10 protein-coding genes and 1 pseudogene are annotated in these 12,881 nt (G+C 58.2%); 4 read left to right on the top strand and 7 right to left on the bottom strand.

The genetic code is table 11. From position 1 onward, the window contains the following. Positions 1-10: 10 nt before the first annotated feature. The 3 genes from QSK43_RS09165 to QSK43_RS09155 are packed head-to-tail and all read right to left on the bottom strand — an operon-like array spanning position 11 to position 3,719. On the bottom strand, positions 11-1,396 hold the full coding sequence (locus QSK43_RS09165; protein WP_332303204.1) for an amidase: 1,386 nt from the start codon (positions 1,394-1,396) through the stop codon (positions 11-13). Continuing rightward, the gene (locus QSK43_RS09160; protein WP_332303203.1) at positions 1,397-2,515 is read right to left on the bottom strand and encodes an iron-containing alcohol dehydrogenase; all 1,119 of its coding nucleotides are present in this window, start codon (positions 2,513-2,515) and stop codon (positions 1,397-1,399) included. Positions 2,516-2,555: 40 nt separating this feature from the next. Then, positions 2,556-3,719: a VOC family protein gene (locus QSK43_RS09155; RefSeq protein ID WP_332303202.1), complete on the bottom strand. Its 1,164-nt coding sequence runs from the start codon at positions 3,717-3,719 to the stop codon at positions 2,556-2,558. Between the two features lie 306 nt (positions 3,720-4,025). Between QSK43_RS09155 and wrbA the strand changes: the two genes are divergently transcribed. Beyond that, positions 4,026-4,655 (top strand): NAD(P)H:quinone oxidoreductase, encoded by a 630-nt coding sequence (gene wrbA, locus QSK43_RS09150; protein WP_332303201.1) that lies wholly within the window; start codon positions 4,026-4,028, stop codon positions 4,653-4,655. Positions 4,656-5,569: 914 nt separating this feature from the next. On the opposite strand, the gene QSK43_RS09145 is transcribed toward wrbA, so the two are convergent. Together QSK43_RS09145 and QSK43_RS09140 are read right to left on the bottom strand one after the other, a co-directional pair. Further along, positions 5,570-7,021 carry a catalase gene (locus QSK43_RS09145; protein WP_332303200.1) on the bottom strand — a complete coding sequence of 484 codons (1,452 nt, stop codon included), beginning with the start codon at positions 7,019-7,021 and terminating at the stop codon, positions 5,570-5,572. Positions 7,022-7,384: 363 nt separating this feature from the next. Then, entirely contained in the window at positions 7,385-8,032 is a 648-nt protein-coding gene (locus tag QSK43_RS09140; protein WP_060726812.1) for an HD domain-containing protein, read from the bottom strand. A 366-nt stretch (positions 8,033-8,398) separates the two neighbouring features. Between QSK43_RS09140 and QSK43_RS09135 the strand changes: the two genes are divergently transcribed. After that, on the top strand, positions 8,399-8,749 hold the full coding sequence (locus QSK43_RS09135) for a hypothetical protein (RefSeq protein ID WP_332303199.1): 351 nt from the start codon (positions 8,399-8,401) through the stop codon (positions 8,747-8,749). Between the two features lie 143 nt (positions 8,750-8,892). Here the strand turns inward: QSK43_RS09135 and QSK43_RS09130 are convergent. Then, a pseudogene (locus QSK43_RS09130) lies at positions 8,893-9,338 on the bottom strand (MEKHLA domain-containing protein); the annotation flags it as partial. A gap of 207 nt (positions 9,339-9,545) precedes the next feature. On the opposite strand from QSK43_RS09130, the gene QSK43_RS09125 reads away from it, so the two are divergent. Together QSK43_RS09125 and QSK43_RS09120 are read left to right on the top strand one after the other, a co-directional pair. Then, a complete protein-coding gene (locus tag QSK43_RS09125; RefSeq protein ID WP_332303198.1) occupies positions 9,546-10,475 on the top strand; it encodes an MBL fold metallo-hydrolase in 930 nt (309 codons plus the stop codon). Between the two features lie 629 nt (positions 10,476-11,104). Beyond that, a complete protein-coding gene (locus QSK43_RS09120) occupies positions 11,105-11,515 on the top strand; it encodes a hypothetical protein (RefSeq protein WP_332303197.1) in 411 nt (136 codons plus the stop codon). 196 nt (positions 11,516-11,711) lie between these two features. On the opposite strand, the gene QSK43_RS09115 is transcribed toward QSK43_RS09120, so the two are convergent. Then, on the bottom strand, positions 11,712-12,551 hold the full coding sequence (locus QSK43_RS09115; RefSeq protein WP_332303196.1) for an MBL fold metallo-hydrolase: 840 nt from the start codon (positions 12,549-12,551) through the stop codon (positions 11,712-11,714). Between the last annotated feature and the right edge of the window lie 330 nt (positions 12,552-12,881).

The raw sequence follows: 12,881 nt of genomic DNA, 5'->3' as shown, positions 1-12,881 counted from the left end.
TTTTTTTATCTTATAAGCTGCCCAGCAACGCTTGCGGCCCAAACGCCACAAGACGTTCAATCTCCATCGCAGCCACCAGCAGATCCTCATCACTGCCACGCTTCGCTATGGCCTGCAGACCAACAGGTAGGCCCTCGTTCCATGAACCTGGAATTGGGAGCGATATGGCGGGAAGCCCTGCGAGGTTGAATGGCACCGTGTAAGTCATCAATGCCTCCCGTATCGACCCGGACCACGGTCCGATGGCGACTTCCTCCGCGCCGATTCGAGGAGCGACGCAGGGGCACGTGGGCGTAATCAACAGGTCAAAGTTGGAGATCATCCGATCAATGTCTTCCATGAACCGACGCCGGGTCTGCTGCCAATTCGCATATTGGGCGAGCTCTACCGCCGCCGAGAGCTTGAGACGCGACGCCGTCTCTCGCCCGTAGTTCGCAGCAATGAACGAGATGTCATGTCGGGCAAAGTGGGCTACGCCACCTTCCGAAAGCACTATCCCCGCAAATGCCGCGAAGCACTGCGAAAATAGGTTATCACCGTCCAATTCAACGAGGTCATATTGAAGTCGCAAGCATGCGCACGCAGTGTCGAACGACTCAGCCACGTCGGAAGAGAGTGGCACCCTCCCGATCTGTCGAAAGACTCCGATCCGCTTCCTGGGTGGGGAAAGGACGGTATTGCTGTCGATCCCCATCGGCTTGCAGACGCGCGCTACGTCATCGACGGTTTGGCCTAGGACACCGACGTGGTCGAGCGAGCTAGCCAGAGGGAAGACGCCGCCCAGCGGCAGACGTCCGTAGGTTGGCTTGAACCCGACTACGCCACATAGAGCGGCAGGTATTCTAACCGAACCGCCGGTATCGGTGCCCAATCCCGCGCGAACGGCGCCGTACGCCACAGCCGCCGCCATCCCGCCACTTGATCCGCCTGGTATCCGGCTATGGTCGTGGGGGTTAAGCGTGTCGCCGAAATCCGGGCTCGATGTCGTGACGCCCCATGCGAACTCGTGGGTTGTCGTCTTTCCGACGATGATCGCACCGCTATCCTTGAGCGTTCGGACAACCTCGGCATCTTTTCCTGGCACATGATCCACATAGGCCATAGAGCCATATCTTGTCGGAACGCCGCGGGTGTCGATCATGTCCTTGACGGCAATGACGACACCTTCCAGCGTCCGGGTCCGACCTTCTCTATAACGGTGCTCGGCCTCGGACGCCGCGTCGCGCGCACCGATTTCATCGATCTCTGCGAAGGCGTTGACTGCCGCCTGGCAGTGCCGTGCTTCGCGTATCGCGTCGTCGACGACGCCGGCCGGGGATATGGCGCCCCTGTTGAGCTCGGCTAACAGCCCCCCTATAGACGGTCTGTCACGTTCTGCGCGGATCGGTTTGGGCATCTACCAAAGCCCTTCCAGCAAGTCTGTAAGCTTCTGCGCGGCGTCCTCGCCGAGATCCGCGACCTCCCGTGGGTAATTTTCGACCAGTAGCCTCGCTACCGCCGGCAGTCTGTCGCGATCGAATTTCAGATCACGTAGCCGGGTCGGAAGGCCAAGCCGCGACACGACGCCTTCGATCTCCGCCGAGAGCCTCGAAGCCGCATTGAAACCGGATTCCGCCTCATTGAAGATTCGCAGCTTCTCACCATAAAACGACGAGCACGCACGGATCACCGGCGCAAGGGTAATGCAGGACGTCACACTGTGCGGAACGCTGTAGGTCCCACCCAATATGTGGCCTATGCGGTGACTCAAGCCGTAGACCACCGAGGCGGGGAAGAAGTAGCATTGCCACGCTGCAAGCTGGAGCTGGAGGAGCGCATCGAGATCGACTTCGCGTCGCTGGATAGCCACCTCGGTTTCCACGTTCACCGGCCACCTGCTCAGTACTCCGAGGAACCGGCGCACGCCGCTGGCTGCCAAGATCGCATGTGGATGGTCTGGCCCGACGAGCCGCATCCCTTCGACGGCATGGTCGATGCCCTTTATTGCCGATGACAGCAGAAGTGCCCTCGGCGTTCCTCTGACCAACTCGGGGTCGACTATGACAAGTTTCGGCACCACCTGCTTGACCGCATAGCTCCGCTTGAACTTTATCTCGCGGGTTGTCTCCGTGACGCCGAAGTAGTGTGAGAATTCGGAACCCGACAACGTCGTCGGCAACGCCACTATCGGAAGATAAGTCCCGTGTCTGACTTGGTGGAAATGCGAGACGGCCTTGGCGGCATCGAGAACCGAGCCGCCGCCGACTGCCACAATCGACTTCGCATCGCTCGCTTCGCATGCTTCGAGAGCACGCATTACTGCGGAATCGGGGACATGAGGAGGAAAGTCCACGAAGGTCCCCACGCAATCGGACAGATTGGGGGCCACGAAGCTCCGTCTCAATAAATCGAGCGGCTCGACTGTAAACACGATAGGCTTCTTGATGCCGTGCTGGTGAAGCTGACCCAAGGCATCCGCGAGTATGCCACGGCCCCAGATGACGTTGTCCTGCGGAAGAAATTCTATCTTTTCCATCTTTGAAATTGCTCCAGCTCTGTTTGGCCGTGGGCCATTATCACCGAGGCACGGGAACCGGCGCCGGCCGGTACGCGAGGTTGCGCTCAATCACCCTCCGGTCCTTCTCCAAGGTTTCCGGTAGGCAGAGCTTCTGGCCGAGGTTGCCGATATCCTCGTCGATCGTGAAGCGATTTGGAGTAGATAGTGCGCAGATGTGACCGTCTGGGTCGCGAAAATGGAACTGCTTCGCGTAGATGGTATCCTGGATCGTGGATGTGTCGATGCCGAGCCGGCCGAACCTCGCATGTTCGTTCATTAGCGCGGCATCGTTTTCCACCTCGAGCGAGAAGTGGTGGGAGAGACCAGTACCAAGCCGTCCCGGTTTGTACCCTGGCAGACCAAAAAAGGTCAGCACGGAGCCGGGGGAGAGATTCTCGTCGCAGGCGTAGTAGAAGTGGGTTCCGCCACGCTCATCGAGATAGTCGGTCTTCTTGATCAGTCGCAACCCCACCTTCTCGACGAAGAAATTCTCGGTCCGCTCTGCGTCGCTAGAGATTGAAGTGATGTGGTGAAATCCACGAAGCGCGAAGTCCGGGGTGACGTCGGGCACCGGTTGAGGCCAGGTCTCGGCGGCGACCTGGAGCTCGTCGCGTCCGCCGATAAGATTTTCCTTCGGCTGCGGACGAAAGCCGGACCCGAGTACCGTTTCGTCGTGCCCAAAGCCGGGCTCGGTGGTTGCGATCTCGATGATCGCCCCGTCGGGATCACGGAGGTAGATGGCGTGGAAGTAATGGCGATTGTAAGGACCGGTGACGTGTACGCCGTGGTCTGCGAGGCGCCGTTTCCATTTCAACAGTCCGTCACGGTTCGGGACATGGAGTGCGAGATGATGATTGGTTCCTGCACCCCAGCGTCCCTTAGGGTCGCCAACACGCGGGTTTGCTACGCCATCCCGGGTCGGTTCCTGCTCGATGAAGCCCTTCTCCGGGATCATGTAAAAGATTGGGTTCCATTCGATGTAAGTGATAGATTCGCCTCTCGGGTGCTCGCCCGCGTACTGATTGAAGCCAAAGGTAACGACCGGCAGCCTGGCATCATGGTGGTGAACGGATCTCTTCACCACGGGCAACCCCAAAACCTTTCCGTAGAATTCCTCGATGCGCCTGATGTTCGCAGCGATGAAGGTTTGGCTGCTGACGCCTCTAATTACCATCTGGTTCATGTTCCACCTTTGCGTTTTATCGTTCTGTGCTGGCCTATTTAGCTCGAGCGTCAGAAAGCTAGTTCCAGCACTATCGACATGAGAAGCCGCTGCGCGTGAGACGAAGCGTCCAAAACTATGGACAGCGTGCCGTTTAATGGTGGCGTCCTGCGACTCCGCCTTGCGCGCAGACGGTTCATGGCCAGCGTCCAAACTCTTGGACGCAGGTTCCATCATTCGACTGCTTTTGGTGGGCCCGCGCGTCGGCCATTTTCCGCAAATGCTGCAGCGTTTGCTTCAGCGCTAACCCTTGCTTGGAGGCATGAGATGACGAAACCAAAAGTGCTGATCGCGTTTTATTCACGCAACGGCTCGACCGATATTTTGGCGAATGCGATCGCCGAAGGCGCGGTTCAGCAAGGTGCAGAAGTGCGCCTACGGCGCGCGAGGGAGCTTGTCGGAGAGGACGTAATATCCCAGGTTCCCGGTTGGCGCGAAAGCGCGCTCGCCATGAATGAGAAGTACGAGGCGCCCACCGAGGCGGACGCTGAATGGGCGGACGCAATCGTCTTCGGCACGCCTACCAGGTTCGGCTCCATCTCATCGGAGCTCAAGGCATACATCGATGGTCTGGGCGGCATCTGGTTCCAGGGCAAGTTGAATGGAAAGGTCGGATCGGTGTTTGGTTCGACATCCTCGAAGCACGGTGGAAACGAGTCGACCCTGCTATCCATCTACACGCCAATGGCGCATCTCGGCCTGATCATCGTGCCCCTCGGCTACGCAGATCCGGCCATGTTCAAGGCGGGCACCCCCTACGGCGCGACCCACGTCTCGGCACTCGACAGCCTCAAGCCTGACGAAGACCATCTGGCGGTCGCTCGGTTCCAGGGTCGACGCGTTACGTCTGTTGCCCAAGGTCTTCTGCATGCCAAGATCACCGGCGCCGCGAACTGAGAAAACGACGGCACGCAGGCGCCGCCGAGCGTGCCGTCAATCAAGGCCGAGGTCGAGGGATCTGAATGACGGGACAGGATGACGAGAAGGGGAACTGGCTCCGCCACGCAATTGTCGTCATCTGGCGCGATATGGGCAGGCTTGGAGCAGCGCATTGCGTCTACGGGAACGTCTCTAAGGGGGACGAGGATGAGAGCGTAAAGCGCCAGAATCCTGACCGCAGCACCGCTACTCGTTCGTAAATCGCGACGGCTCGCTCACAAAAGCCGAGCGTGCAAACGAGGTTAAGCATCGAAGAGAGTAAATGAGAACGACTCCTAAATTCGAGCGTCGTACGCCCGTGGAGCAGATCGATGTTCTGTCAGTACAGATCGGTGATAAACGGGAGAATGTCGTGCTGAAGTTCTTGACGTATGTGCCTGACGGCAAACTCCGATGCGAAGTACGCGCTACTCCAGTTTGGCACGGTGGTATCAGACGAAGCGTATCTGGTAATGGTCGAAACCGAAGCCGACTTCGAGGAAGTGAAGGCAGCCTTGACGAAGTCAGGCTAGGACCATCTCGTTCTTGAACTTGGAGCGGCCACTCGCCCGGCTGGAGCTGGGAATAGACCGCATTTTCAAATTTTACGCGTCGGCGAATCTCCGAGCCCCCCTGAAACCAACACCAAACTTCGGCCCAGCTCCGCTCGGACATAGGTCTCGGTGCAAGGATGCATTTCCATAACTAGCATCTCCAATAAGTGTCGAGAGATGTTACAAGAGAATTTGCATTCGGCAGCTATACTCAGGGTTGCCCGTGTTTGTTAAAGAAAGGCGCGGCACCGCGAAAGTAACCGCCAGCACCGCGCCTGTCGATGGAATCGTCGAGCGCCCTACCTGCCACAGTTCGTTCGACCTTCGATCTCCATCAACTTAGTCGGACGTCGCCGCCGTGACCTCGAGGGCCACCTCCAGGCGGCGACCATAGTCTGCATCTGCGCGTCGACAATTCTCTACATGGCGCCACCTTATCGACGTCGACACGCCCGTCATCGCTCTGGCAGTATTGGCGACAAGAACAGCCCTCTGCTCCTCCGACATCAAACGGTAGAGGTTGCCGGGCTGCTCGTAGTGGTCTTCGTCAATCCGATGATCATAGCGGCCGGCCACCCCCTCGAGTTCCAAGGGCGGCTCTTTGAAGTCGGGCTGTTCATTCCATGCTCCCATGGAGTTCGGCACATAGCTGGTCGCGGCCCCGTAATTTCCATCGATGCGCATTGCGCCATCCCGGTGATAGGAGTGGTAGGGACAACGAGGTGCGTTCACCGGGATCTGATGGTGGTTTACGCCGAGGCGGTAGCGCGCTGCGTCGCCATAGGAAAAAAGCCGTGCTTGGAGCATCTTGTCCGGCGAAAATCCAACCCCTGGAACTATGTTCGCCGGGGTGAAAGAAGCCTGCTCGACTTCCGCGAAAAAGTTCTCCGGGTTTCTGTTGAGCTCGAGCACGCCCACCTCGATTAGCGGGAACTCTGCGTGCGGCCACACCTTGGTCACATCGAACGGATTGTGCCGATGCGACTTCGCGCCGGCTTCCGTCATCACTTGGATGTACATCTTCCACTGAGGGAAGGCGCCTCGCTCGATGCTGTCAAACAAGTGCCGCTGATGGCTCTCGCGGTCGCGACCGATCAATTCTGCGGCCTCCACGTCCGACAGGTTGTCGATCCCCTGCTGGCTCCTGAGCGTGAACTTAACCCAGTGGCGCTCGTTTGCTTTATTGATCATGCTGAAGGTGTGGCTGCCAAAGCCATGCATGTTGCTGAACGATTTCGGGATCCCCCGGTCGGACATGATGATCGTGACCTGATGCAGCGCCTCCGGCAGCAGCGTCCAGAAATCCCAGTTGTTTTCCGCGCTCCTCATGCCTGTCCGGGGATCGCGCTTCACCGCATGGTTGAGATCGGGGAAGCGCAGGGGATCGCGAAAGAAAAACACCGGGGTGTTGTTTCCTACGAGGTCCCAGTTTCCCTGCTCCGTATAGAATTTGATCGCGAAGCCGCGGATGTCGCGCTCCGCATCCGCCGCACCCCTCTCACCCGCAACCGTAGAGAAGCGAATGAAAATGGGCGTCTCCTTGCCCACTTGCGAAAACAGCGCAGCCTTGCTGTACGACGTTATGTCCGACGTCACCTTGAAGGTTCCGAATGCCCCCGCGCCTTTCGCATGCATTCGCCGTTCCGGGATCACTTCTCGGTCGAAATGGGCAAGCTTCTCGATAAGCCAGATGTCCTGGAGCAACGCCGGCCCTCGGCGCCCTGCAGTCTCGATGTTGAAATTGTCAGGCACCGGCGCGCCTGCGGCCGTGGTCAGTTTCTCGTTTGTCATGGATCTTTCCTCGCCGTTCGATTCCACGCCAATAGGCCAGCCGCGGCCGAAGCGGGCTAGCTATACGCTCGTTTGAGAGCCTGCGGTCCGGAATTGTCGCCTCAGTTGCGGTGGTGGTCGCCCAGTCGTGCTCCCAACCGGTTAAATGGTTGTGGGAGCAGTGAGTTGGAGGTTACGCCAAAGCGGCAGCAGCTACCACGCGATCGTAGCTCAACCTGACAGCGAAGTGATAGGGAATCCACGCCACCGCGATAAAGGCGGTGCATTTGCGACGGTGGGCAGAGAATCTCGAACGGATACAGATGCGGTCTGACCGACTTGTGAAGTTGTCGGCGGCCCTTACCGTAGAGTATCGATTGGATCTTAGCTGTCGAAGGGAGTGTTCATCACGAAGTCGACGGAAGACGGAGGCGAATATCCGTCTACATAGCGCGCTCCGAAGTCTCTTAAAAAATTGTCGTGCGAGGTTAGCGGCGCTGCTTCCACCATGTGGCAAAAGCACTTCGTCATCTTCTTTTTCATCTCCAGCCTCGGGAAAGCCGTAGTGATCGCCTTCATCTCGACTGCGTAGATCTTTTCATACCCTAGGCCCACTACGTCCAGGCAGATCCCTGCCGTGCACAATGAGACCTCTGCTTCCTTGTAGAGGCCGATAGATGGCGTCGAATTCAGCGCCACACAATCCCAGACCAACTGCACTCGGCGCGCATCAAGCCCCGCGTCAATGGCAAACTGGCGGGCAATATCTGCCCCCTCGACCTCGAAGCGTCTTGGACCACGAAACGACATGTTTAGTGTCACGTCGTGGAGCAGCGTACCGAGCGCGAGAACCTCCCGATCATGAGCTATATTTTGTAGTGAAGCGATGCTGGTCGCGAACAACCAGGATCGGACCACGTGATTGAAGAGATAGGATTCGCACCTTGCCTCAGCAAATTCCCAAGCCAGCCTAACCACGTCGGTGTCAGGAACAACGACGCCGGCCAAGAAACGGCTTCTTTGGTCTTCCATAAGGTTTTCTCCCGCGCGAGCGCCAAATGTCTATCGAATTTCGGACTGTTTTAGAATGTTGGCGGCGCGGAGGTAACTATACGTGCGGGCTACTCGGAGTACTTCTGATGTTGCAAGCAAATGGTCGTCCATCTCGTGACTGAGTGTAGGGAAGTGCGGCCGCGCTAGAAATCTCAAACAGTCTCGGCCCATCGCCGACATCGACAGTCGGCCGCATACGACTAAGAGACACGGCTTGGGCGTGGGAATCGCAATCGGCGGCAATTGCTATGGCGGGGAAATCGCCGGGGAAACCGAGCGAGCAGACCGCGATATCGACCGCGTTCAAAAAGCGCGTGGGAGAGAAGTGATCGAGGGGATGACCGCATGCCGTCTTCTCAACGCGGAACTGCAGTCGCCCGCTTAATGTCATGCTGTCCTCCCTCGGACACCAGCCATTCGCTTGAGGACTTCAACCGACTTTCCGAATACGGAAGGCTTTTGAATTTTTTCCGGCGGGAGAAGCCCTACTTTGAGGCGCGCATCGTGCCTAGCGACCTGGAGAGGATCCAGTTCGTTCGCGGCAGTAGTACGCATGAGCGCATCATGTCGCAGTCGGACACCTATCTGATCTTTGGCAGATACGCCATCCTACCTGAGACAGGCCACAGCGGTCTCAACATCCAACGCGTCACCGTCAGAGACAAGCAAAGAATCCTCGAGCAGTTGGCCAACTGAACATCCAGTACGATCTATCCCGGACTGGAGAAGACCTCTGCCGAAATCGCAAAGAGATATGAGGTTGGTTAGGCTTTCGCCAAGAGCTGTAGGCAGGGCACCGCAACGTTCGGCGGTTTGATTGGCGTGTGATCTGCGAAGGTCCACTTCGAAAACACCGCAGCCTGTCCGCAATATGCGCCGTGCTCATCGATAGGCTGCCAGACTAGCCCGTCTTCCCTCCAAAATTCACGACCGTTCTTCGTCGTTCGTACCCCGCGATAATTGTCGACGAACCCATTTTTCGAAACCGCGTCCAGCAGTCTATGCCTTTCCTCTCTATTGGGCGCCGTTGCCGAGAGCCGCGACGGCAGACGCATGAAATCCGACCGAGGATAGCCGAACACCGCTGCGCAGTTACATCGGCATATATGAACCAGGGATCGACCTCGGTGTTGTGTGCAAGGACGGCGAAAGGCGCTTCTTCATAGAGCTAGGTGGGTGACGTGTCTCCGGAGACGATAGCTTTACGAGTGAGCCTTGCATAGGAACCGGCCAGCAGGTCGAAGAATGCCTGGTCGATTTTGAGGCGATCCTCCCTCGAATTCATGACGTCTATCACCCTTCTCTTCCCTGTCGCATACCCCGAGATACGCGCCCCTCGACGCGCTTCTCGAATGGGAGCCGTGATCCACAATACACACCGCGCCGGTGCGAACGACCCAAACTTTGGCATACCTCGACCGCTAGAACCTCGAATTCTACGATCCAGGACGCGGCATGGCCGTCACATTGTCAATCTAAACTGGAGCGTATTATGTCGAACATTGAAACCAAGTTCCGGCCTGTCAGCCAGGAAGCAAAGCCAGGGCGCGACGAGCTGGTTCCATCACGTTACGCGATGCAAGTGGGCGACATCGAGGTAATGATCATTAGCGATGGCGTGCTTACGCCACCGGCCGAGTCGATGGCGACGAATGCCGATCCGGTAGTTCGGGGCGAGTGGCTCGACGAGCGGTTCCTGTCCAAAGACGCCTTCGACTGGGCTCTGAACGCGGTCGTAGTCCGTAGCCGCGGCCAGACAATGCTTATCGACAGTGGTATAGGCGAGGAGTATCCCGACTTTCCGCGTGCTGGCCAATTTGTTCAGAGGCTGGAGGCTGCCGGCGTCGATCTGGGGTCAGTCACGGATGTCGTTCTCACCCACATGCATTTCGACCACGTCGGCGGTCTGCTTGCAGAGGGTGTCAAAGATAGGATGCGCCCAGACCTCCGCGTTCACGTCTGTGCCAGCGAGACCGAATTCTGGAAGTCGCCCGATTTCTCTCAGACGGCCATGCCGCCGGCCCTCGCGGCACTGGCTCGAAAGGCCTCGCTCGATTTTATGAGCGTGTATGGCGACAACATCCGCACCTTCAAGGATCGGGCCGAAGTTGCTCCCGGTGTCTCCGTCACTCGCACTGGCGGCCACACTCCAGGTCACAGCGTGGTGCGTGTGCATTCCGGAAACGATCGTCTGATGTTTGGCGGCGACGCCATCTTCCCGGTATCCTTCGATCATCCGGAGTGGCACAACGGATTCGAACATGATCCCGTGGAGGCAACCCGGATCCGTCTTCGTCTTATGCGGGAGTTAGCCGATACCGGGACATGGCTGATCTCGACCCACATGCCTTTCCCATCTGTCGGTCGCGTGGCTGCAGTTGGCGAAAAGTACCGCTGGGTTCCGACTTGGTGGGACTACTAATCCCTCCGACGAGCCGGACCGGCTCACAAGGGGCCGGATTGCCAGTGTAGAGTTGGTAGGTCGAAGTCTCCAAGTTAACGTTAGCACCATCTAGCCACACCATTGAAAACTGCCAGCGCGTCTCCCACGCGCTGGGTCTTCCTTCTATCGATGACAGAGCTTGTATCATTCAGTGAAGAGCGCGGCCAAGTTCCTAGCCTTGTAAGCGGCAAGCTGAGGCCGTTCAGGCCCTATAGTCCCATGGCGCGAGGGCGTCGATATCGCTGCTGGGCCAGCCGGTTGCCGTAAGCGGTGCATTGATCCCGTCTGGCGATAGCAAGGCATCGCGTTTAGTCGACGCCGGTTTTACGGGAGCGCGACAAGGCGAACGCCCTGCCCGTTTCGGGCTTATCTCCCAGACCAACCGGCAACTGGCTCCGGGCATGAAGATGAACGACGATCAGGGTTCGTCCGGGTATTCAGGGATGGCAGAGATGAAGATGGCAGGATAGGCTATTGGTATACCAACTGCATTTCCCCCCTGAGTGTCCCGGTTTTTGCAAAGCCTGCGCGGACGATTCAAGGTCCGGTTTGCTGCGGCTCAGACATGATCTGAAGCCGGGGAAGCAAAGCCTGCGGCAGAAGAAAAAATGGCTTTGCTGCCGAAATATTTTATGACCGACAATCAGGTGACTACGCGAATGTGCGAATGCGTGAACCGGTTGTTCCATCAAGGGAAAATTGGCAAACAGGCGATCATCTGCGACATCATCAGTGGCGTCTGGCGCGTCGCACGCTCCCTGAAGACGCCTTGCCGCGCTGGTCAAAAAAACGAAACGTCTGCCGACCTAAAGCCACGCCGGCGGCCTACCGCGCCAGTCCCCGACATGCCGGCCGTGGTGACGGCGCCAGACCTGCGTATCCTGATTGGCATGCCCAAGGCCGGAACGGGATGGACGGTGTTGCCGGACTATCTGTGCGCCGAAGCGCTGGCGGCCGGGCAACTCGTGGAACTACCGACGACGCGGCCGGGGCCGGATAACACGCTCTATCTAGTCTGAAACAAGACTGCGCTCCGCCATCCTCGTGTGGTGCCTGTAAGAGATTTTCTGCTGCGTGCGGTTTAAGCACGTAAACGTGGATGAATGGGTGCCGCTTCCATCATAGCCCTCGACAGCAGCGAAGGGCGAAGGGCCAACACGCTGCGGCGGATGCTCTGTGGTTTCGAACGTAGCTCGCGCCGACAGCGGCACTCGCTCATTCCTCATATGCGACACCGTAGGTCAGCTTTTTTCGCTTGATCCGCGCGAAACCGAGCTCGCCAAGGTGCATGCCCGCGATCAGCAGTTGTTCGGCGGCCACGCAGTCCAGAAGCCTCGACCGTGTTGCCGCAGCAAGCTGTGCGTCCTGGTCGAATGCGATCGACACCTCTGGGCGCGGAATCTGAATTTGCGGGAAATGAACGATATCGCCCCAGACCAGCAGGCTCTTGTTTCCTGAATCGAGCCGATAGCCGGTGTGCCCGGCGGTATGCCCCTGCAGCGGCATCGCTGTGATGCCGGGCAGCACCTCGCCGCCCTCAATAGTACGCAGTCTGTCGCGATAGCCATCGAACGCCTGACGCGCCACGAGGAAGTTGCCACGGGCGCGCTCAGGCGCGCGGCTCAGATTGCCATCATCCTGCCAGAACGCGACTTCCCGATGGTGGGCGACAAGCTCGGCGTTTGGGAAAACGGCTGTTCCTGAAGCGTCCGTCAGCCCCGCAACGTGATCGGGATGGGCATGCGTCAACAGGATCACGTCAATCTCCGAAGGCTGGATGCCAGCGAGTAGCAGGTTGGTGGTTAATCGGCCGCCCCACTGCTTGAAACCGCCTGCTCCTGCGTCAATCAGGACCGTGCGACCGCCTCCTCGCACAAGGTAGCAGTTGATATGGATCGAGGTGTGATCCTTTATCCCTGCATCCTCCTGCATACGGAAGGCATCCGCCGGGTCGATATTCGCGAGGAAATCGAAACTGGCGTGGAGATAGCCATCGCTGACTGCGGTGATCGTCAAGTCACCGACCTGTTGTGTGGGAAATGTAAGACTGGACATCGTTTTCTCCAGGTATCAGCTCAGTTTCGCGCGTGAACGCTCGACGCGTCATAGCCAAAGCAACGAATGCGCGCGGTGAGGCCCGTATTGCATCTTATGGCGTCGTCCAGCCCCTCCATGAACCGAGCCATGACTGGCGGCGTCCGAAATTGCTCAAGGCGATACTGGATTTCTGCGAAAGCAGGGTGCCCCCGGCCATGCCGGACAGCAACATAGACAATATGCACGTTGGCCAATGTGGCACGGAGAACGCCTGTGCAAAGTTCTGTACATTGCTCCGTGAGGTCTGCGAGCGCTTCGTCCGGCGGCATCCTGTCTGCCGGAATATAG

The sequence above is a fragment of the Rhizobium sp. GR12 genome, from assembly GCF_036596185.1.
GTDB classification, from domain to species: domain Bacteria; phylum Pseudomonadota; class Alphaproteobacteria; order Rhizobiales; family Rhizobiaceae; genus Agrobacterium; species Agrobacterium nepotum.
This window is presented reverse-complemented; position numbering and strand designations above follow the sequence as displayed.